Origin of the sequence: Listeria grandensis FSL F6-0971 (assembly GCF_000525835.1) — a bacterium.
Taxonomy (GTDB): domain Bacteria; phylum Bacillota; class Bacilli; order Lactobacillales; family Listeriaceae; genus Listeria_A; species Listeria_A grandensis.
Genome location: NZ_AODD01000009.1, coordinates 119,294 through 141,590, shown reverse-complemented (window position 1 = coordinate 141,590; position 22,297 = coordinate 119,294). Strand labels below are relative to the sequence as shown.

13 protein-coding genes are annotated in these 22,297 nt (G+C 40.2%); 9 read left to right on the top strand and 4 right to left on the bottom strand.

Annotated elements, in window-relative coordinates; genetic code table 11:
* Window positions 1–66 precede the first annotated feature (66 nt).
* Window positions 67–885, bottom strand: a complete 819-nt coding sequence (locus tag PGRAN_RS07595; protein ID WP_051998489.1) for a LysR family transcriptional regulator — start codon at window positions 883–885, stop codon at window positions 67–69.
* A 68-nt stretch (window positions 886–953) separates the two neighbouring features.
* Here PGRAN_RS07595 and PGRAN_RS07590 point away from each other — a divergent pair, with 68 nt between their 5' ends.
* Window positions 954–1,952, top strand: coding sequence for a YeiH family protein (locus PGRAN_RS07590; RefSeq protein WP_036066229.1), 999 nt, complete (start codon window positions 954–956; stop codon window positions 1,950–1,952).
* A gap of 49 nt (window positions 1,953–2,001) precedes the next feature.
* Here the strand turns inward: PGRAN_RS07590 and PGRAN_RS07585 are convergent, their stop codons facing one another.
* Both PGRAN_RS07585 and PGRAN_RS07580 read right to left on the bottom strand, forming a co-directional pair.
* Window positions 2,002–3,774 carry an ABC transporter ATP-binding protein gene (locus tag PGRAN_RS07585; protein WP_036066228.1) on the bottom strand — a complete coding sequence of 591 codons (1,773 nt, stop codon included), beginning with the start codon at window positions 3,772–3,774 and terminating at the stop codon, window positions 2,002–2,004.
* Window positions 3,774–5,495, bottom strand: a complete 1,722-nt coding sequence (locus PGRAN_RS07580; protein ID WP_036066227.1) for an ABC transporter ATP-binding protein — start codon at window positions 5,493–5,495, stop codon at window positions 3,774–3,776. The genes PGRAN_RS07585 and PGRAN_RS07580 overlap by 1 nt, the downstream gene beginning before the upstream one ends.
* A gap of 412 nt (window positions 5,496–5,907) precedes the next feature.
* Here PGRAN_RS07580 and PGRAN_RS07575 point away from each other — a divergent pair, with 412 nt between their 5' ends.
* Both PGRAN_RS07575 and PGRAN_RS07570 read left to right on the top strand, forming a co-directional pair.
* Complete coding sequence (locus PGRAN_RS07575; protein WP_036066226.1) at window positions 5,908–6,771, top strand: GRP family sugar transporter; 864 nt, start codon at window positions 5,908–5,910, stop codon at window positions 6,769–6,771.
* A gap of 160 nt (window positions 6,772–6,931) precedes the next feature.
* Window positions 6,932–7,663, top strand: coding sequence for a WxL domain-containing protein (locus PGRAN_RS07570; protein WP_036066225.1), 732 nt, complete (start codon window positions 6,932–6,934; stop codon window positions 7,661–7,663).
* Window positions 7,664–7,753: 90 nt separating this feature from the next.
* Here PGRAN_RS07570 and PGRAN_RS07565 read toward each other — a convergent pair whose 3' ends face one another.
* On the bottom strand, window positions 7,754–9,208 hold the full coding sequence (locus PGRAN_RS07565; protein ID WP_036066224.1) for an AcpB/EbpR/MafR family transcriptional regulator: 1,455 nt from the start codon (window positions 9,206–9,208) through the stop codon (window positions 7,754–7,756).
* Window positions 9,209–10,366: 1,158 nt separating this feature from the next.
* On the opposite strand from PGRAN_RS07565, the gene PGRAN_RS07560 reads away from it, so the two are divergent.
* From PGRAN_RS07560 to PGRAN_RS07525, 6 genes are all read left to right on the top strand, one after another.
* Window positions 10,367–15,208 (top strand): immunoglobulin-like domain-containing protein, encoded by a 4,842-nt coding sequence (locus tag PGRAN_RS07560; protein WP_036066223.1) that lies wholly within the window; start codon window positions 10,367–10,369, stop codon window positions 15,206–15,208.
* Window positions 15,209–15,278: 70 nt separating this feature from the next.
* Window positions 15,279–15,758, top strand: a complete 480-nt coding sequence (locus PGRAN_RS07555; protein ID WP_036066222.1) for a DUF4352 domain-containing protein — start codon at window positions 15,279–15,281, stop codon at window positions 15,756–15,758.
* Between the two features lie 50 nt (window positions 15,759–15,808).
* Window positions 15,809–17,098 (top strand): nucleotide sugar dehydrogenase, encoded by a 1,290-nt coding sequence (locus PGRAN_RS07550; protein ID WP_036066221.1) that lies wholly within the window; start codon window positions 15,809–15,811, stop codon window positions 17,096–17,098.
* A 282-nt stretch (window positions 17,099–17,380) separates the two neighbouring features.
* On the top strand, window positions 17,381–18,583 hold the full coding sequence (locus PGRAN_RS07540) for a glycosyltransferase family 4 protein (protein WP_036066218.1): 1,203 nt from the start codon (window positions 17,381–17,383) through the stop codon (window positions 18,581–18,583).
* On the top strand, window positions 18,570–19,841 hold the full coding sequence (locus PGRAN_RS07535) for a glycosyltransferase (protein WP_149024016.1): 1,272 nt from the start codon (window positions 18,570–18,572) through the stop codon (window positions 19,839–19,841). The genes PGRAN_RS07540 and PGRAN_RS07535 overlap by 14 nt, the downstream gene beginning before the upstream one ends.
* Before the next feature lie 337 nt (window positions 19,842–20,178).
* Complete coding sequence (locus tag PGRAN_RS07525) at window positions 20,179–22,287, top strand: CgeB family protein (RefSeq protein WP_051998488.1); 2,109 nt, start codon at window positions 20,179–20,181, stop codon at window positions 22,285–22,287.
* The last annotated feature ends 10 nt before the right edge of the window (window positions 22,288–22,297 follow it).

The window sequence follows — 22,297 nt, the reverse complement described above, 5'->3', positions numbered from 1 at the left end:
CTGATAATTAATATATAATATATCTATTTTACTTATTAGAGAAATATTTGTATACTTTACATATAGTCAAGAAAAGGTAGTTAGCAATAATTGATGTAGTGCAATCTGTAGCGGATCTTGCGGAAAAGCGTGATGGTGAATCTGGAAAAGTGGACGAACGATTGGCGTTGGCGGATTATAATACGACAAATCACGGACGCTCAAATCAGAGAGCAAAGTTTTCCCGATGCCTTGCGCTAACATATTCAAAATCGCCTCATTGCTTGCAATCTCCATTTTTTGCGCTGGGATAATGTTTTCTTGTTGGAAAAATTGATCGGTGTATGTGCGAATTCCCGAACCATCTTCGCGTAACAGCCACAAATCACTCGTCATATCTCCAGCCAAAACAAGTGAATCGTGGGCAAAAATGGTACGCGTAATCGTCGGTGCAATCATCGGTGATTCGACTAAGCCAACTTGGTATTCGTGAGTTTCCACGCGTTTAAAAATTATCGTCGAATTCGCAATCGAGATGACGAAATCATAGTTGGGAAACTGTTTTTGAAGTTGTGGTAAAATGAGTGGTAACATGTATACACCAATGGTTTGTGAGGCGCCGATGGTATAGGTTATCCGTGTATTGCCTTGCAGTTGTTGCAAATCACTTAGACTGGTTTCCCATAACGAATCGAGTTGCTTGGCGCGAATATAGAGTAAATCAGCACTTTCAGTTGGCATAGCATGGTTTCGACCTTTGCGAATAAACAACTCGCTACCCGTGATTTCTTCTAATTTTTGAATATGTAATGAAACGGTTGGTTGTGAGATATAGCGTTTTTCGGCGGCATGTGTGAAATTTTTCTCTTCGTAGACCGTCATAAACGTCTGAAGCCAATGAAACATCAGTGATAGCCCCCTCATACATAAGATTTCTTACTATTATAACATGGATTTAGGAGATGAATAGAAACATGAAGGTAAAATGGCAGGAAAAAGGATTTTGGATAGGCGTAGCGGTGACACTTGCTTGTTCGCTCGCTGGGAAGTACTTAGCGCAAATCCCAGGGTTACAATTAGTTGGTGCGCTTGTTATTGCGTTAATACTCGGAATGCTGGTACAAATGAGTCGGGCGCTTGTTGTGAGCGCACAACCTGGAACGAGTTTTATATCGAATAAATTTTTGCGATTAGGAATTATCTTGCTAGGATTTCGATTGAATTTGAAGGCGTTAGCGGACTCTGGTGTGAAAACGATTATTCTCGCGATTATCGTCGTAGCGTTCACGATTGTGGTGGTATATTTTCTTTGTAAGTGGCTGAAAGTAGACAGCACGTTAGGTATGCTAACAGCTTGCGGTTGCGGGATTTGTGGCGCGGCTGCGGTCATGGGTGTGTCACCACAATTGAAAGCGAAAAATGATGATGCGGTTTTAGCCGTTGCTGTGGTATGTATTCTAGGGACTGTATTTACACTGATAGAAGTAGGTCTTATGCCTGTATTAGGTATGACTCCGACACAATTTGGGGTGATGGCGGGTTCCTCGTTGCATGAAATCGCGCATGCTGTGGCAGCCGGAGAAGCAGGGGGAACGCAGGCGCTGGACGCATCGATTATCATGAAATTATCGCGAGTTCTGTTATTAGCTCCTGTTGCCCTTATCGTCGGTATTATCGCCCAACGCAAAGTCAAAACAACGACAGCTGAAAAGGCAAAATTACCGATTCCATGGTTTATGGGTGGCTTCTTGTTAACAAGTGCGATTGGAACATTTATTGCTATGCCAGTAAGCCTCTTGAATGGCCTCGTATCTCTTGCTTACTTAGCTTTAGGGATGGCAATGGCAGGGCTTGGGATGAGCGTGAATTTCCAAGTTATCATCCGTCGTGGCGGTCGTGTTTTTCTGGCGGCTACGATCGGATCAGTGGCATTGCTCGCATTATCCATCACTGCCAGCAAATTGTTTTTCTAAATAAAAAGAGCGCATCCTTTCGCGGGATGCGCTCTTTCTGTAAAAACTATTATTCAATTACAAACTGATTATGATACAACTCAGAGTAGAAACCTTCTTCTTTGAGCAGTGATTCGTGTGTTCCTTGTTCGATAACTTCTCCTTGATGCAAGACTACGATATGATCGGCATCTAGAATTGTTTTCAAACGGTGGGCAATCACGAAACTAGTACGACCAGAGATAACGTTATCCATCGCTTTTTGTATGCGGCTTTCGGTTACCGTATCCACATTACTTGTCGCTTCATCGAGAATAAGAAGGGACGGATTCGTAATGATGGTACGCGCAATACTAATCAATTGCTTTTGACCAACACTGAAAATGTTGTTTTCATCGGTGATTTCTGTGTCATAGCCGTTTTCAAGCGTCATGATAAAGTCATGGATGTTGGCTTGTTTCGCGGCATCCGTAACTTCTGCGTCTGTTGCTTCTGGGTTACCAAAAACGATATTATCGCGGATGGTTCCAGAGAAAAGAACAGAATCTTGCAACACGATACCCACTTGTTTACGAAGGGACGCAAGCTTGATGTCACGAATGTCGATATCATCAAACAGGATGGCGCCGTTGTCAACGTTGTAGAAACGGTTCAGCAAGTTCATAACGGTTGTTTTACCAGAACCAGTTGGGCCAACGAGGGCTACCATTTTACCTTTTTCAACATCGATAGAGACATTTTTAAGGACTGGTTTTTCAGGTGTGTACGCGAAATCGACATTTTGTAGCTTCACGCTTTTGTGAACGCCATCGATTGTTTTTAAATCTTTACGCTCCACTTCTTCTTCTTCGTCAAAAATTTCACTAACACGACGCGCACCAGTAATTGCAAGTTGAAGCATGCTGTACTGGGACGAGATTTGTGTCAGTGGCATATAAAATTGTTGTGAATACTGTACGAACATAACGATCAAACCAAGTGCCGCGGCGCGTTCAATACTGCCGTCAAGCGCGAGGTAACCACCGAAGAAAATAACAACAGCGGTATTGATCAGCGAAATACCTTGCATCATTGGGAAAAGTAAACCGGAGTAAACTTGACCTTTAAATGTAGCTTCTTTTACGATATTGTTATGTTTCACGAAGCCATCAATGGTTTCTTCTTCCAAGCCGTTTGTGATAACGATTTTTTGCCCAGAGATTTTTTCATCGATGTAGCCGTTTAGTTCCCCAAGACGATCTTGTTGCAGATCCACATATTTACGCGCTTTGCGAATGATGAGGGCCGCAATAATAATCGCAACAGGAGCTAGAATCAATGTAACAGACGCGAGTTTCACGTTTTGTTGGTACATCATGATAATAACACCAATCATCAGTGCCACGTTAGATAAAACTTGTACAAGCGCCTGGTTCAGCGTGTTCGAGATGTTATCTAGGTCACTTGTAAAACGACTAAGCATTTCGCCATCTTTGTGTCCATCGAAGAAACGAATCGATAATTTCTCCATCTTACGGAACAACCCAATACGCATCCGGTTCGTCGCACGACCAGAAACACCAGCCATCAAGATTGTTTGAATAAATGTTGCGGCGGCAAGCAAGACGTAAAACATGATCAGCATCCAAATAATATGCACGAAATCGGTCTTGTCATCGACGCCTGTCGTGAAGAGGCGTTGCGCATACGTTGCCAGTTCTTGAATGGCTTTCCCGATATATTCAGGAGCCTTGACTTGTAAATAAGTAGCACCGATAATCGCGATAATGATCACGCTCAGTTGCAACTTGTAAGCTTTTAGATAGTGCCAGAAAAAGCGGCAGATACGTTTAAATTCAACCATTACGCGTCAACCTCCTTTCCCTTTTGTGTGTCATAGATTTCTCTGTAGGTCGCGCTTGTTTCGACGAGTTCTTTATGAGTTCCAACGCCGACAAGTTCACCAGCATCAAGAACGAGAATCTTGTCTGCATGGATAACGGAAGAGATTTTTTGAGCAATAATGAAGGTTGTTGTGTCTGCAAGCTCTTTATTTAGAGCTTCTTTCACGAGTTTTTCACTACGCGCATCCAAAGCACTTGTGGAGTCATCGAGAATCAAGATTTTTGGTTCACCGATAATACCGCGTGAGATGGAAAGGCGTTGTTTTTGACCTCCAGAGAAGTTATTACCACGCTCAACGATTGGTGCATCATAGATATCTGCTTGGCGTTCGATAAATTCTTTCGCCTGCGCAATGCGTGTTGCTTTCTCCATATCATCTGGCGTTGCATCCTTCTTACCATGACGCAAGTTTTCTGCGATCGTACCTGAAAATAGAATTGCGCGTTGTAATACAAGGGAAACCGTATCGCGCAACGTTTGCTTGCTTAATTTCTTCAAGTCCGTTCCACCGATCAAAATTTCACCTTCTGTTGGGTCATATAATCGCGGAATCAGTTGGGCCAGTGTTGATTTACCCGATCCAGTTGCACCGACAATCCCGACCATTTCGCCAGGCTTCGCTTCAAAAGAAATATGTTTCAGCGCTTTGGTTTCATCGCCTTCATATTGGAAGCTGACATCGCGGAACTCAACGCTACCAACTAGATCTTGTTTTGGCGCATTTTCGTCGTACGTAATATCAGGCTCTGTTTCTAGCACCTCACCAATCCGTTTCAGCGAGATCATTGCACGTGACGCCATCATCATCAGCATACCACCGATAATAATCGCCATCATAATTTGCATTAAGTAGTTCATGAATGACGCGATTGCCCCAATAACTGCTGGGTCTTCTTTCACCAAATCACCAGCAAAATAAATGGCGCCAACAACGGCCATGTTTGAGACAAGCATAAATGCCGGAATCATAATGGAGAATAGTTGTCCAACTACGATTGTGTGATGCGTCAGTTTGTCACTCGTTTTTGTGAAGCGTTCGAGTTCGTTGTCTTCTTGCACAAATGATTTCACAACGCGCATACCAGCTAAGTTTTCCTTCGCAATCGCGTTGACACGATCAATGAAGCCTTGAATTTTGCCGAAATGCGTGCCCATTCTTCCAAAAATTAGGAAGACGATCATGAAAACAAGGATAACAAGCGCGATAATAATCCACCAAAGTTCAGGCAGGGTATACATCGCTAAAATAAAACTACCAATAAACATAATCGGAATTCGAGTTAGTGATTGTAAAGAAAGCATCACTAAGTTTTGAACTTGCGTAATATCATTCGTTTGACGAACAACGAGGTTTCCTGTAGACAGTCTCTCGATATTGCTGAAGGAGAATGTTTGAATTTTGCGGAAACTAGTTTCACGAATGTCGGCTCCTACACCTTGTGCCACTTTTGCAGAGAGGATAGTGTTGAGGATACCTGCGATAAGTCCGATGATGGCAATGACAATAAGTAAAATACCAATTCTTGTAATTTCATCCATCTTATCATTAATAATTGCTTCCATAACCTGTTGTAATAATTTCGGTTGCCATAGTTGTGAGATAACCATGATAACGATAAACAGTGTGGAAAGCGTGGTTTGAAGCTTGTATTTCTTTAAATGTTGAAATAAAACTTTCATTATATGCCTCCTTTTATATGTGTTAAAAACCAGCACGAACATATATTCTAAACTAAAAAGTTTCAAGAAGCAAGGGAAAACTAAAACTTTATTCTACTATTTTAACACTGTTCAAATAATGGACATAAATTCGGTCCTGGTATTGCCAGCTCTAAGCTTTGATGAGGCTTACATGCGTTTGAAAAAATGTTTTGAAAGGTAAGATTTTTTGCACATGAATTGCACTTTTTTGGATTAACAAGTTGTTGTTGAATGTATGCTACACGTTTGATCTGAAACGCCTTTCATCTTGTATAATAGAAACATAGGGCTATCGACATATTGGAGATACTATGGGATAATCATTTTTTACATATGTATGCATTCGATATGAAGCAAGGAGCCACTGCTATTAAAGGGAGGAAGTACACAGATGAATATTATGATAGCGCTAATACCAGCCTTGTTATGGGGCTTCATGCCATTACTTATTACAAAAATTGGCGGGACAACAAGGCAACAAACAACAGGAATCACATTTGGTGCGTTGATTTTTGCCTGTATCGCTTTTATTTTTACAGATCCAGTATATACTGTCGAAACCGTTATTGTCAGTTTCATTACAGGGTGTTTGTGGAGTGTCGGGCAAATGTTCCAATTGAAGTCGTTTAAGCTGATCGGTGTTTCTAAGGCGATGCCGATTTCGACGGGAATGCAACTCGTTGGGACGACGCTTTGCGGTGTGCTGTTATTTCACGAATGGGATACCACATTCCGCATTGTATTTGGCTTTATCGCGTTGGCGCTGATCATCATTGGAATTTTTATGACGTCTTACGCTGAAAAAGAAGAGGCTGGACAAGCGACGCTGAATCGTGGTTTGTTGGCGCTAGCGATTTCTTCGGCTGGGTACATCAGTTATGTCGTCATTATTCAAGGGTTTGCCATTAATGGCTTCGATGCGATTTTGCCGCAAGCGATTGGGATGGTGATTGCTGCACTGATTATGACGGCGCGAAGTAAGGACGACAAAGAGAGCCGATTCATCAAGAGAACGGCTTGGCTTACAATTCCTGGTATGATTTGGGCGATAGGAAATGTTGCGATGCTGTATGCGAATAGTCTTGTCGGTGTGGCAACAGGATTCTCCCTATCTCAGCTCGGTGTGGTCATCTCGACGCTTGGCGCGATTCTTCTATTAAACGAACGCAAAACGCGAAAAGAGATTCTTTTTGTGATTATTGGTGTGATTTTAGTCGTTATCGGTGGCGTGCTAATAGGTATCACTAAAGCATGACCGCACTCTATACACACGCTAGTTATAGGCTTATCTGATTTTCATTTTTTTCTGGGTTTCAATAATTTTTGATTTTATGGCTGTTTCATCCATTTCTCGTAGTATTCTTATGTATGTAAGGTACACACACAAATAAAAAATGAGAGAAGGAATGGATAGTATGAAATTAACGAAATTCGTAATTGTAGGAATGATAACGGTCGCGACATTCGTCGGAACAGGTACAGGAACAATAGCATCGGCAGCAGATGGAGGGACACTAGGCTCTAAAGCAGACGTGAACTTTATTCCAAATGACACGGTCACAAATCCGGTAGATCCAACCGATCCAGGCAATCCCGAAGTAGTCGAGCCCGTTGATCCAGATCATCCAGCAGGTACAGCAGGACCTCTAAGTATTGATTACATCTCCAACATTCACTTCGGCGAGCAAAAAATTTCAGGTAACAATGAAGTTTATAGCGCTCAATTAGACCAAATTAAAGTAGGCGAGGCAGGAACAGTGAAAGATATTCCTAACTACGTTCAAATTACAGATAACCGTGGATCTAACGCAGGTTGGCATTTAACAGTAAAGCAGGACGGTCAATTCATTAATGGTGCGTCCGAATTAACAGGTGCCGTACTGAAATTCGAAAATCCATCTTTGAACTCTGCATCTGAAAGTGATTCACCAGTAGCAACAGGATTCTCACTTGATCCAGCAGGAACGTCATCTGATGTTATGAGTGCAGAAGAGAATCAAGGTATGGGAACATGGGTTGAGATGTTCGGCGCAGACGAAACAGAAGCTGCTGAAAGTATCACGCTTAGCGTACCAGGTAAAACTTCAAAAGTTGCAGGTAAATACGAAGCAACATTGACTTGGGAATTAACAGATACACCAGCATAATATTTTTAGCGCATCGAAGCGTTTACTATCATTATAAAAAAGGCATGAAACCTCTGATATCAAGCGGAGGTTTCATGCCTTTTTTTGTCATTATTTCTTCCTTGTTAAAAACAAATCGAGCTGTTCAAAGTCTTTCTTCGCAGGCGGTATATTCCAAACAAGAATATCTGCATCAATGCCAGTTTCTTCATAGAAAGGGAAATCACTAATAATCAGATCGATGTGCTGCATGTGTTCATGCGAATGTAACTCGTCACAAATAATAATCTGCTCTTCCGAATATCGTTTCCGTAATTCTGTCCGCAAAAATTCCTCCCAGAAATAGCCGTTTTCCGAAACGATTTTTACATGTAAAATCCGATACTGCTGTTCCTGTTGAATGATAATGTTGTAGAAATCCGTAAGATAGTGAACCATCATTGCTTTGTTAGAGCGAATATAACGATAGTTTGGATTCGTTTCATGCTTGTTTAAAACAGCTCTTATTTTTTGGCTCAGCTCATGTTTATCGGGAGCCACGTGGATGTAAGGTATCTCCGGTAAAATATTGATCTTATCGATAAACAAGAAACGCGTTAGAAAATCAATCGTTCCCGCTAAGATCTGATTGCTATTATGAATATCGTACTCCGTCAATAATGATGTTAACTCTTTTGCTAGCATATATTTACTCGGATTGATCTCTTTACTCGATTTAATACGCACGTCCGCCTGACCTTCGTCGATATACGAAAAGCGTGTCCAAAACGCCATTAAAACATTGACATAACGCTCATTTTTGGGTAAAGGAAAGCCAACGATATCATCTAAAATCGTATAATCGACTGGATGAAACTCACGTTGAGCTTCGGCAATGCTTTTCCAAGAGGCTTGATCCGATGCTGACATAGTATAATGATAGCCCTGTTTCAGACGAATCAAGCAAACCGCGATCGCGATTGCATAGTTAATCCGAGCAGACAGCGAAAAATAAATCCCGAAACAGCTCTCTACCGTTTGAATAAATGCATTCACCTGCGTATAAGGCACATCAGGGAACGGCCACTTCGTATAAGGATAAGACCGACTATAGATCTGGAAATAGTAAAAGCGTAGCCGAATCTCAGCCCCCTTGATGTCCAGCGGCGTTGTCTCAAGGACAAGGCGGCTCTCCGCTAAATACGTATCAATCTGGCGAATCCGGCGATACGTCGTTGGCAAGCTACTAAAGTTCTTCTCCGCCCAATCAGGCAAATTTAACTTATGCCCTAAAAAAATGTCTTTAGAAATCAGATACATATAGGAATTGCTAATAGTCATAGCATAGAGATAGGAAAAATTGATCTGTTCACCGACATCAAAGAGTACGTGGTATTCATCTTCATGAACATGAGCAATGGCAGGATCAAAAATTTCTTGCAATCCTTTAATATCTGCATCGAGCGTTTTAATAGAACAATGTAGCATCTGGGCTAATTCTTTTTTCGTATAGTTTTGTTCCGACGTAAATAAAATATGTAGTAATCTCAATTTGCGATATTCCGAAGCAATGACAAGGTTTTTCATATTAAACTCGCCTCCCTAAGACACGATTATCTTCTTGCCAAATATAGCATCATAATTCCAATTTGTCATTTCTTCTCCCTTTTTTCGGCGGTATAAAATCAAAAAAATTCCTGATTTGAGAAGTTTATGACAATACTACGGTTTTTGTGTTTTTATGTAGTATTCTTATAACTGTAAGAGGCACCGAGAACGATGCAAGTAGCATCCACTAAGCTTGCAACACTCGGCTCTAAAACGTAAATAATTCTTCTACTGGTCATCCCCCGACCACTTTGCAACTCAAATGAAACTTCAGAGGAACAGCTAAGCTCCTCTAAATCTTCCGAACATCCTTCATTTAACAACAAATCTCTAACTAGTAAAAATATAATATCTTAATACATTAAAGGAGGTGATGCCAAACTTCAAGGGAAAGCAGCCAGAAAGAACTGTCAATGATGTATGGCAATTCCATAACAAGAAAGATAAGTTACATCAAAAAGTTATAAATCGTTAAATTTAGAGTTAAACAAGCAAAAACAGGTTAAAATAAGTGAAATTTGTTACCAAAAAAAATAATTTATTTTTAGCCGTAAAAGTAGCCTAAATAAGAGAGATAGGCTCAGAAACAAGTGAGAAAGTGTGAAACACAAGAAAATATTTATTTCAGCAACATTGTACTAGGGGAGAAAAAACTCATAGTAGCATAGGCATATGCAGTATAAGCACGACGAATAAATCATTTCCAAGCTTTTATAGATACAAATCAGAATTTAAAGAATAATTCAACTTTAATTTCACTAGATTTAACAAAGGTTTCACCTAACCATTCTAAAAGTAAACTAGTTAACAAAATTAAAAGTATCTATCATCAAACTACATTTCTTTTTAGAAGAAACTGGCGATTTACAGAAAAAAACATCGCAAAGTAGCTCCAAAATATTGTGATATAATCCAATCAGCAAGTATGAAGTAATGAATTTTACTTTGAAATTTGCAGAAACGTATTCCATCACAGTAATAAAATACTCCTCAGATGATTCGATATTTTTAATAAATACAAATGAGAATACAGTTTCATTGCAACTTAGGGGGTGTTTATTATGTGAAGGCAGCATGTTTCACGCAGGAAAATAAATAGACAAATAAACAGTTTAAGGAAGAAGGAGAAAAATAAACATGAAATTCGAACAAAAGGGACCAATTAACGTCTTATCTATGACGACGGTCAAAAAAGCAGCCAAAACACTTTTAGTAGCTACAGTTATTGCAAGCCAAGTATTTACAGTATTACCAGCAGGATCATTCGCAGCAGAGGCGTCTGGTCAAGAAGTAACAACACCAACACTGCCAACTGCTGACCAAGCAGCGAGCAGAATTGCAATCGAACCGATGTCATTAGCTCTAGACAATGGGGTAACAGAACGACGTGCACAAGTTTCTACATTTGCAGAGTTTAAAGCAGCAGCAGAATCTACAACAATCAACGTTATCGAAATCACTGGTAACTTCCAATTCACAAGTAACGTATCCATCAACAGCAACATCCGCATCGAAGGTAACGGCTATGCAGTAACTGCTGGTAGCTACCAAATGATTATGCGCTCTACTTCTATTATTGATGTACAAGACTTAAGCATCTCAAACGTTGGAACAAAAGGTGTGTTCACAGGTTATAACTCATCTGCAGCACCAACAGTTAACTTGACGAACAATGTACAAGTATGGGGAATGATCATGGGTGGATCGGGTAAACTTTCCCTATCTATCGGTGGAACAAACAATAAAATCGTCAGCCCAGATCAATATGGTATGGATGTTGATGAATTAGTTATCGAAGACAATGCACGTATCGAAGAATTATCAGCTCTAAACACAGCCGTTAAAGTTCGTTCATCAGGTAATGTAGGCATTGGGAATAACGCTTATATCAACATGAGTTCAAACAAAGGCTACGCATTTGATGCATCAACTAGTGCCGTTGTAATTGGTGAAAACACAGTCTTGAAATCAGCATCTAAATACGGAACTGTAAGAGCAGCAACATTAGTCGTTAAAAATGGCGCTGACTTAACACTAGCATCTGGTGATGTTGGTAACGGTATCTACGTATCTGGAAACATCACAATCGGCGATGACGTAAAACTTAAAGCAACTGGTACAGGTACTGCCGTTTACGCATACAACACAGGAGCAGCAATCGTTGTAGGTAAAAATGCTAATATCGATATCGTAAGTGATAACGGTCATGGTATCTACGGTAATGCAACAATCACATTCGGTGACGGTTCATCTCTAAAACTAAGAACACAATATAAAGGTATTTACTCAGCAGGAGCAGCAACAATCCGTTTCGGTACAATATCTAACCAACCAAAAGCAGCAGCAGATCGCGTGAAGATTGATATCGATTCTGCTATCGACTACGGTATCTACTCTGGCGGACCAATCATTTTCGGTGATGACACAGAAGTTAACGTAAAAGCGAAAGCTGGATCCATTTATGCAGCAGGAAACTCACGTGTAAACTTTGGTTCAAACACACAAACGACAATTTCATCTTCAGCTGGTAGAGGTATTGATGCTGGTGGAGTAGTAATCGCTGATAACTCAAGCATGGATATTAAAGGTTATGTAGATGGTATTTACACTACAGATACAAGCGGTGAAGGTCTATCAACAGGTAAAAACGTCAACCTAAACATCACAGCATCTAATCACGATGGTATTTATACAGCTAAAGATACAACTTTTGGAGCAAATAATACAGTCGTAATTAAAGCATTGAACAGCCATGCGATTCACTCGATTTCTGGTTCAGTAGTTAATATCGCTCCTGACTCAAGCTTTGACCTATCTGGAACAGACGGTATCAGACAAGAAGGTGGCGCAGCGGCAGCACTTAACGTAGGAACGAACTCCACAGTTAAAATTGCAGCAGCAGACTATGGTATCTATACTACTGGTTCTGCAACATTCGCTACTGGTTCAAAAGCTAACATCCGCGCTGCTTCAAAAACAGCAAAACCAGCAGTAAAAGCAAACGGTGTTGTAACATTCCAAAAAGATACAATGGCGTATGTTGAATCACTTTACCCATCATCAACAACATCTGTATTTGACTTAAGTGGCGCATATAACTCTAAATTAGTGCTTAACAGTCCTAAATTTATTGATTTCCGCCAAAACAACAATGATGCATCTAAGAAAACGGGTCATATTGTGAAAGGTGCTGGTACTGCAACAGTTGCTAGCCAATCACGCATAGAAATCAACAACGTTAAAAATCTAATGGCATGGAATCACGGAACTGACTGGTCTAAAACACCAAATGCCGAATGGACTGACATTGACGCAGGTCGTGTTACGCTATCAAATAAAAACGGTACAGTAACAACATCTTACTACGGTGGTGTAGCAACAGGAATTAACGGATTCAACCTATTCGATTACACGCGTCTTTCAACAGAGGGATCAAGTGCTATCGCTCGTCCAGTAGTTAATCCAATCTACACTAACACGAAAGCAATAACTGGTACTGGTGTAGCAGGTAACGACATTGTTGTTACATTCCCTAACGGAACAACTGGAAAAACGACAGTTAAACCAGACGGCACATGGTCATTAGACGTACCAGCAGGCGTTAATCTTGCTAAAGATCAATCTGTAGTTTCATACCAAACAAACGGTGTAAACGACAGTGCAAACGTAACAACAAAAGTACAAGAAGATTTACGCGCACCAAGTGCACCAACAGTTAATGACATCAAAGAAGGTGACACAACTGTTAAAGGTAAAGGTGAGCCAAATAAAGACATCACTGTAATACTTCCAGACGGAACAAAAGTACCTGGTAAAACAGATGCTAACGGTGACTTCACTGTCACAGTTCCAGCACAAAAAGAAGGCGATGAAGTTAAAGTAACACAAAAAGGTGACAATGGTGTTGAAAGTCCAGAAACATCAAAAATCGTAGCATCAAATCAAAAACCAGTCATCACAGCAGCTAACAAAACAATCAAAGTTGGCGATACATTTGCTCCACTAACAGGTGTAACAGCAACAGATAAAGAAGATGGTAACTTAACATCTAAAGTAACTGTAACAGCAAACAACGTTGATACAACAAAAGCTGGCACTTACAACGTAACTTACTCAGTAACGGATGCAGACGGCAACAAAGTAACAAAAACAATTACAGTAACAGTAACAACAAACGAAAAACCAGTCATCGCAGCATCTAACCAAACTATCAAAATGGGTACTACATTTAACCCATTGACAGGCGTAACAGCAACAGATAGCGAAGACGGTAATCTAACATCTAAAGTAACTGTAACAGCGAACAATGTTGATACAACAAAAGAAGGCACTTACAGCGTGACTTATTCTGTAACTGATGCAGATGGCAACAAAGTAACAAAAACAATCACAGTTACAGTTGAAGACCTAACTGGTTCAGTACTTCCAAATGTCTTCTATCTAAATGGCGACACTTACCTTGAAGGAACTTACACAGGTAAAGTAGCTAAAGTGAAACTACAAGTAAATGGCGTAGACTTCACAACAGTTGCCGTAACTAATGGTGTACTCCGTTACTACGCAAAAGATAAGATTTTGAACCTAACAGATGATGTTAAAATCTTAGCTTACAGCGCAAGCGGCAAGCTTATCGAAACGAAAAAAGTAACAGTTTTAGATGCAGCAGCATTGAAAGGTACTGTTGTTCCAGTGACATTTAGCTTAGGTCAAGATCTACGTGTAGCAGGAACGTACACAGGCGACATCAAAAAAGTAGCTCTATCTGTAAACGGAACAGTTTACACAAGCGTAGCAGTAGCAGCAGACGGAACATTCACTTACTACGGAAAAGACAAGATTCTAAACTTAACAGATGATGTTAAAATCATTGGTTATAACTCAGCAGGTACAGTCGCATCTACAGTGAAAGTTGTTATTCAAGATTCAGGAGCACTTTCTGGAACAATTACAGCAAGTAACTTTGTAGTAGGTAGTGATCTACGTGTAGCAGGAACGTACACAGGCGGCGTGAAAAAAGTAGCCCTATCTGTGAACGGAACAGTTTACACATCAGTTGGAGTAGCAGCAGATGGAACATTCACTTACTATGCAAAAGATAAAGTTCTAAGCAAAACGGATGATGTGAAAGTATTGGCTTACAATGCTAATGGGGATCTAATCCAAACAGTTAAAGTTAATTTGACAGATTCATCAGCATTACAAGGAACTGTAACACCAGCGAAATTCACTATCGGAGCTGATCTACGTGTAGCAGGAACATATACAGGCGGTGTTAAGAAAGTAGCGCTTGAAGTAAATGGAACAGTCTATACAGGCGTAGCAGTAGCAGCAGATGGAACATTCACTTACTATGCAAAAGATAAAGTTCTATCTACAACAGATGTAGTGAAAGTACTAGCATACAACTCAGCAGGTACGTTAATTGATACAAAAGTAGTAACTCTTGCAGATTCAGCAGCTCTACAAGGTAACGTTTTCCCAACAACATACAATGTTGGTGACCTTCGCGTAGCAGGAACATATACAGGCGGCGTGAAAAAAGTAGCACTTGAAGTAAATGGAACAGTTTACTCATCAGTTGGAGTAGCAGCAGACGGAACATTCACTTACTATGCAAAAGATAAAGTACTAGCAAAAACAGACGTAGTGAAAGTTATTGCCTACAATGCAAACAATGACGTTGTAGACACAAAAACAGTAACAGTAACAGATGGTTCAGCAACAGTAACAGGCGACATTTTCCCAGTAACATACAAAATCGGTGATGCTCGCGTAACAGGAACGTACACTGGAGCTGTGAAAAAAGTTGGTCTAGAAGTGAACGGAACAGTATTCGCTTATGTACCAGTAGCAACAGACGGAACATTCCAATATTATGCAAAAGACAAGATTTCAGCTGATACAGACACTGTAAAAGTTATCGCTTACGATGACAAAAACACAGTAATTAACACAAAAACAGTTACAGTAACACAATAAAACAAACAAGAAGCAGGTTGGTGAGGGAACAAAGTGTTCCCTCCCAGCCATGCTTTATAAAAGGACGGTAATGATGATAAAAAAAATAGCAATTTTTGGTCTTACAATTTTAACAGCAACGACGCTAGTAGCCTGCGGAAATCCTGATACAAGTACTGATAAAACACCTAAAACAGAGGAAACAGCAAAAGATAAAGTATCCACTACTAAAACAGTAGACAACATTGACATGAAAATCGCAAACTTAAAACTAACCGAGAGTGGCGATGGTAAAAAAGACATTCTACAAGTTGAAATGAACATTCAGAACAACAGTAATACACCATTTGCAATTGGCGGTGGCGATTTCAAGCTAAAAACAGCCAAAGACAAAACAGTAAAAGTAGATCCACAAGCAAGTAATTTTGGTGATGAAATAGCAGCAGGAAAAACATTGACTGGAAAAGCGTATTTTAATTTACCAAAAGGCACAGAAAAAGCAACATTAGTCTACCAACCAAAAGATAAAGCCGAAGCAGAGTGGGAAATCACAATACCAGAAAAAGAATAATCTTTTTCTCGATGGACAAAAAAACTATAGATAATTAGGAGTGCTATATTTTGAAAATTTTAGTTATAGGTTTAGGATATATTGGTTTACCGACGTCTATTATGTTTGCTAATCACGGACAAGAAGTGGTTGGCGTGGATGTGAGTGAGCGAGTAGTTAAATCATTGAACAACGGAACGATTCATATTGAAGAGCCAGGTTTGCAAGAAGAACTGGACCGTGCAATCGCAGCCGGAAACTTCCGAGCTAGCTTGCAAGCAGAAGCAGCAGACGCATTCATCATCTCAGTACCAACACCAAACAATAACGATGCTTTAAAATCATGTGACTTATCCTATGTGAAATCCGCAGTCGTTTCTACATTACCTTATTTGAAAAAAGGCAATACCGTGATCATCGAATCGACCATTGCCCCACGCACAACGGAAGACCACATCTTACCGCTAATCGAGCAAGCTGGTTTCACTGTAGGACAAGATATTTTCTTAGTACATTGCCCAGAACGCGTATTACCGGGTCAAATTATTCACGAATTAATTTATAACAACCGCATTATCGGTGGTGTAACCGATGCTTGTACAGAAGCTGGAAAAGCGGTCTATGGCGTTTTTGTAAAAGGTGAATTGATTTCCGCAAAAGCATCTACAGCAGAAATGTCCAAACTAATGGAAAATACGTATCGTGATGTTAATATCGCACTTGCCAATGAACTTGCCAAGATATCAGCTGACTTAGGAATCAATGCACTTGATGTTATCGACATGGCGAATAAACACCCTCGCGTGAATTTGCACTTCCCAGGCCCAGGAGTTGGTGGTCACTGTCTAGCTGTTGACCCATACTTTATTGCCGCAGCCTCTCCAGATTATTCCCCGCTTATTCAACAAGCCCGCGCTATCAACACATCGATGCCAAGTTATATCGTAGAACAAGTGAAAACGATGATGGAACGCGTAGCTGGTAAGAAAATTGCTATTTTTGGCTTAACTTACAAAGGCGATATTGACGATATTCGTGAAAGCCCAGCAAAAGAAATCTGGGAGATGCTAATGAACGAAACAAGTTATGAAGTCGTTGCACATGATCCACATGTTGATGCTCCTTTTGTTGAGAAAAATAGTGAAATTGCAACAGCTGATGCAGATTTATTATTGATATTAGCTGATCATTCAGAATTTAAGACATTAAATCTTGATAATATTGCGAACATGAAGCAACAAAACGTATTTGATACGAAGAATATCGCAAAAGAATTAACGGCTGCGAGTAGCTATACCCACATGGGGAATATTTCAGAAATTTCTCAGTATCCAGCCGAATCCAAGGTTCTTTCCGTATAAGGAGTCGAAATGAAAAATAAGGAACTGTTAGAACTACTCGATGCCAACTTTATGTCAACCAGTGAAGCAATTGAAGCCTTAGCAGTCTCTAAGCAATGCTTTCATTCGCTCGTCACAAGAAATAAACTAACGAAAATAAAAAAAGGATCGTGTGTTTTATATTTTCGTTATCAAATTGAGGATAGAAAGATGCGCCAAGAAGATCTTAGAAATAAGTACCGGCCATACGGTGTTTAGTATGTATGGCACAGGCGTGAAATCTAGCCGGAAATGGGAAGCCATATGAAAAAAATCCTAATTATTTCACAAAATTTTTATCCTGAGATTGGGAGTGCTGCAAACCGCACAAAATTCCTATTTCAAAAATTATCTGAACGCAACCAAGTGACACTTATCACAACGGATCCACGGTACCCAAATCAAAATTTATATAAGCAAGATGATTTTTGGGAAGAAGCTTTGGATGAAACGCGTGTTATTCGAGTAAAGCCGCGCACGAAAAAATATGCCAACAACATTTTAAAACGTTTCCTGTTCTACTTGGAAGTAATGCTCCAATTCATTCGAGCGATTGTGGGACAAGGAAAGGATACAGATACTGTATATATTTCAACACCGCCGATTTCAGTGGGTGTTGCGGGGCTTTTCGCCAAGCGCTTTTTAAAGGCAAGGTTAATCGTCGAGGTAAGAGACTTGTGGCCTGAAACCTTGATAGGTGTCAAGCGTTGGAATAATCGGTTCTTTCTTGGCTTTGCTTACTGGCTAGAAAATAAGATCTATCATCAGGCTGATGAGATTGTTGTCAATAGCGAAGGATTTGTAGATTACATTATAGCCAAAGGCATCTCGAAACAAAAAATACACTTTATTCCGAATTCGTTAACAGAAGCAGAGTTCGAGTGTAGCGCTACTCAAAATCGAGTAAATGATAAGGAAACTAAAACAATTATCTATACCGGAAATGTTGGCTTAGCGCAAGAGATGGATGGCTTTTTTGAACTAGCAGCACGATTTAAAGCAAACGAGGCAATAACATTTAAGATTATCGGCTACGGATTCAAACTCCAAGAAATAAAGCAACGATTACAGCAATATCAATTGACAAACGTCACAATTTTACCACCACAGAAGCGCTCACAAGTTTTACAAGAAATCGGTAAAGCAGATGTTGCCTATGTTACGCTCGTAGATCACCCTATTTTTGAAAAAGTGATACCAGGAAAAATTATCGATTACATGGGAATGGGTGTACCAATCATTGGAAACGTGTCGGGATATAGCAGCTGTGTTATTGAAAAAGCGAACTGTGGATATACATTCCAACATAATCAAATCGATGAGATGTATCAAAAAGTAAAAGAGCTCGTCGAAAATCCAGAAATGGCGCAGAGAATTGGCTGTAATGGATATCAATATGCGTATCAGCATCATCGCTGGCAACAAAATTTTAAGAAAATGGAGGGCATCATCGATTGTGGCAAATAAAGTAGGCATGTTTGTATGGAACTATTTCACTAACGATGCACGCGTTTTACGAGAATGCACAGCGCTTAGCGAGGCTGGATATCACGTTGATTTAATCGCAGTGCACCAAGCAGGATTACCAGAAACAGAACAGCGTCATGCGAATTTTCACATTCATCGGATGTCTCGAAAGTTCCCATTTAGTCCGGTCATTGGCTGGCTTAAAAATAGAAAGTATTTACTTGGGTTGATCGCACTGACCTACGGGATTGCGTGTTTTTATTGGCCCCCCCTCCTCATCCTCCTCTTAATCAGTATTCTCCTCCTTACAAAACCGATGCGCACATTAATGTTTCGAAGTGTTGTTTTTTTGCGGATGATACGTGCAGGTTTTCGTAAGCGATATGACGTGTATCACGCGAATGACTTGAATACGTTACTGCAAGCCGTAATATGTGCCAAATGGTTGGGACGTAGCAAGCTCATTTATGACTCGCATGAGGTTCAGACGAGTAGAACAGGATATGATAGCCCTTTATACGGTATCATGGAACGCTTTTTACTACGATTTGTCGATGTTTGTATCCATGAAAACGATACGCGCGCAGCATATGTGAAAGAGCGCTACGGTTTTTATCCAGAGGTTGTGCATAATTATCCATTTAAGCAGAATTATGACGAAACCGTATCGGTGGATCTACATCAGCAATTAGGAATTCCACCTCAAGAACCAATTTTACTATACCAAGGCGGAATCCAGTCAGGACGAGGCTTAGATCGATTAATCGAAGCCGCGCCACACATCACAACAGGAACAATTGTTTTGATCGGAGATGGACGCATTAAGCCTGAACTAGAAAAAATGGTAGCAGAACGAAATTTGGAAACCCGTGTGAAATTTATGGAGAAAGTCGCGTTAGAAGTATTACCAAACCATACTAGAGCCGCATATATAGGATTCCAATTACTCAACAATACATGTTTCAATCACTACTCAGCCTCATCTAATAAATTGTTTGAATATATCATGAGTGGTGTTCCAGTAATCGCTTGTGATTTCCCCGAAATAAGCCGCGTTGTCAAAGGATATGAAGTTGGTTTAACAGTCGATTCACACGATCCAGCAGCGATTGCTAAAGCTGTCAACGAGCTCGTGAATCAGCCCGAAAAAAGACAGAATATGCATCAAAATTGTTTGCAAGCACGTGAAATTTTTAATTGGGAGCAAGAAAAGCCGATTTTTCTAGCCATATACGAAAAAATAGCAATGAGGAGTTAAAGCAATGACGAATGCAGAGCAACAAATAAAACAATTGAAGGAAAAAATCACTGAGCAAGAGCAGATCATTCAAAAAAAATCAAATAGAGAGCACGACGTTTAAGAAAACCATCTATGATTTGTTAGGACAGCAGAAATCGGCGCTCGCAGCCTTAAATATCGAACTGACGGAACGGCAAAAAGAAGTACGGGAATTGAAAGAAAAGTGTGCCGTTTCGAAACGGAAATTAGAGCAAATGAATGACCGTTATGAGCGTTTGAACGATTCAAAACTTGTAAAAATATCACGAAAGTATTGGGCTATGAATAAGAAAACAAAGCTTAAAGGAGAGAACCAATGATCGACATTAATGAGCTGTACGAGGAAATAGAAGCTGTACAAAAGGAAATATTGGATGATACGAATCCGAATATTGTCGACGTGAAGCAATTAAACGCAATCGAAAATTGGCATAGCCCAAGCCAGAAATTAGTAACCTACGAGCAAAGCGGGCATCTCTATATATCAAGTTCGGATGCTGGCTTTGATTACCTTACCTTTCTTGAAAATAACAATGTCTTCACACGCGAGCCAGAACATGGTATCCCTGTGTTACCCAAAGAAACACTAGAACTTCATTTTGAAGCAGAAATGATGGGAAATGTTTCCGCGAAATTGGCATTGATTGAATATAACCATTCTGAAAAATGTAATGTTACATTTTATGATCCGAATAAAGAAGTTAAAATTATCTTGTCAGAAGAAACAACGCAAGTACGATTAGCCTTAAAAGTGACACATGCAGGCGTGACAATAGTAAAACGAATACAGTTAGAACGTGTAGTGGCAAGCGAGGTAAGCAAGCGAACAGCGAGCCATGGAGTAATGAGCCATGCACCGGCAATTAAGCGTTTGAAAGATCTACAAGTGGCCTGTATTTTTGATGAATTCACACGAACTTGTTATGAAAAAGAAGTGCAACTTTTACCAATTACACCAACAGATTGGCGCGATGTACTGACTGAAAACCGCCCGCATTTTCTATTTGTGGAGTCGGCATGGAAAGGGAACTACGGCGCGTGGGAGTTTAAGATTGCCACTTATAATAACCAGTCGAAAGCAGAACTTTTTGAATTGCTAGATTGGTGTAAGGAGCAAGGAATTCCGACTGTGTTTTGGAATAAAGAAGACCCGATTCATTTTGATAAATTTATTGATACAGCGGAACGATTTGACTATATTTACACGACAGATGCCGATATGATTCCGAAATACCAGGAACGTGCTGGGCATACGAATGTGTTTGCGCAAAGCTTTGCCGTACAGCCTTCGATGCATAATCCGATTGCTTTGGCTGAGCCGCGGGTGGATAAGATGTGTTTTGCGGGTTCTTATTATGGTAATCGCCATGAGGAGCGACGTAAGGACATGGAGGATGTGCTTGATGTAGCGCTTGATTATGGATTGGCGATTTACGATCGTAACCATGGCAAGCCGTTAAAGGATAAGGCGATGTTCGAATTTCCCGAACGTTATCAGTCAGCCGTTCTTGGAAGTTTGCCTTACAGCGAGATGGAATTAGCATATAAAGGCTACAAATATATGATCAATATCAACAGTATTAAGTACTCACCGACGATGTTTTCCCGCCGTGTATTTGAAGGGCTGGCGTCTGGTACACCAGTGTTAAGCAGTTATTCGAAAGGGATTCGCCGCCTCTTTGGCGATGTCGTCATGATTTCAGAGGACACAGATAAGTTACATCAGCAAATGCAAGCCATTACGAAAGATGACCAGATATATGATCAAAAATCTTTAGCTGGGATTCGCGCGGTATATCGAGAGCATACGTATCAACACCGTTTGGCAAGTATGTTAGGCGATTTACAACTGGCTGTGCCGAAGTTTACAAAAAATGTGACAGTGATGGCGGTTGCGCGTTCCAAACGAGCTTTTTTAAACATTTTGAAGCAGTATCAAGCTCAAACCTATCAAGGGAAAAAGTTAGTCGTTTTTGTAACGATGTTTGACGAAGCAATCCAGTTAATGAATCAGTACAATACAGCAGATATCAGCGTATTTGTGCATAGTTATATGTCGCATTATGACAAGATAACAGAGGTTATCGATACGGATTATTTCGCCTACTTCTCAGATAGTCATTTTTATGGGAAGTATTATCTGGAGGACTTGGTGCATGCAGGACTTTACAGTGAAGCTGATTTCATTGGCAAAAGTAAGGCGCGGTATGAATTTGTGACAGATCTCCATTTCCAGAGTAGTCTCGTCGCTGCCAATTGGCATTTTGGTAAAAAGTTACCGAAATTATTGCAAGAGATGGAGGAAAACGCCTCGCTTGCACCGTATTTGAAACAAGGCGCGCGATTATTCAGTGCGGACACCTATAATTTTATCGAAAATAGTCAAAAAATAAAATTGGAAGACCGACAACAGATCGAAATCTAGGAGGAATAGT

What these genes read in the sequence shown, in the direction of transcription:
- PGRAN_RS07595 (WP_051998489.1), bottom strand. Translation starts at nt 885, where the DNA reads ATGTTTCATTGGCTTCAGACGTTTATGACGGTCTACGAAGAGAAAAAT.
- PGRAN_RS07540 (WP_036066218.1), top strand. Translation starts at nt 17,381, where the DNA reads ATGAAAAAAATCCTAATTATTTCACAAAATTTTTATCCTGAGATTGGG.
- PGRAN_RS07580 (WP_036066227.1), bottom strand. Translation starts at nt 5,495, where the DNA reads ATGAAAGTTTTATTTCAACATTTAAAGAAATACAAGCTTCAAACCACG.
- PGRAN_RS07590 (WP_036066229.1), top strand. Translation starts at nt 954, where the DNA reads ATGAAGGTAAAATGGCAGGAAAAAGGATTTTGGATAGGCGTAGCGGTG.
- PGRAN_RS07560 (WP_036066223.1), top strand. Translation starts at nt 10,367, where the DNA reads ATGAAATTCGAACAAAAGGGACCAATTAACGTCTTATCTATGACGACG.
- PGRAN_RS07555 (WP_036066222.1), top strand. Translation starts at nt 15,279, where the DNA reads ATGATGATAAAAAAAATAGCAATTTTTGGTCTTACAATTTTAACAGCA.
- PGRAN_RS07525 (WP_051998488.1), top strand. Translation starts at nt 20,179, where the DNA reads ATGATCGACATTAATGAGCTGTACGAGGAAATAGAAGCTGTACAAAAG.
- PGRAN_RS07575 (WP_036066226.1), top strand. Translation starts at nt 5,908, where the DNA reads ATGAATATTATGATAGCGCTAATACCAGCCTTGTTATGGGGCTTCATG.
- PGRAN_RS07585 (WP_036066228.1), bottom strand. Translation starts at nt 3,774, where the DNA reads ATGGTTGAATTTAAACGTATCTGCCGCTTTTTCTGGCACTATCTAAAA.
- PGRAN_RS07565 (WP_036066224.1), bottom strand. Translation starts at nt 9,208, where the DNA reads ATGAAAAACCTTGTCATTGCTTCGGAATATCGCAAATTGAGATTACTA.
- PGRAN_RS07570 (WP_036066225.1), top strand. Translation starts at nt 6,932, where the DNA reads ATGAAATTAACGAAATTCGTAATTGTAGGAATGATAACGGTCGCGACA.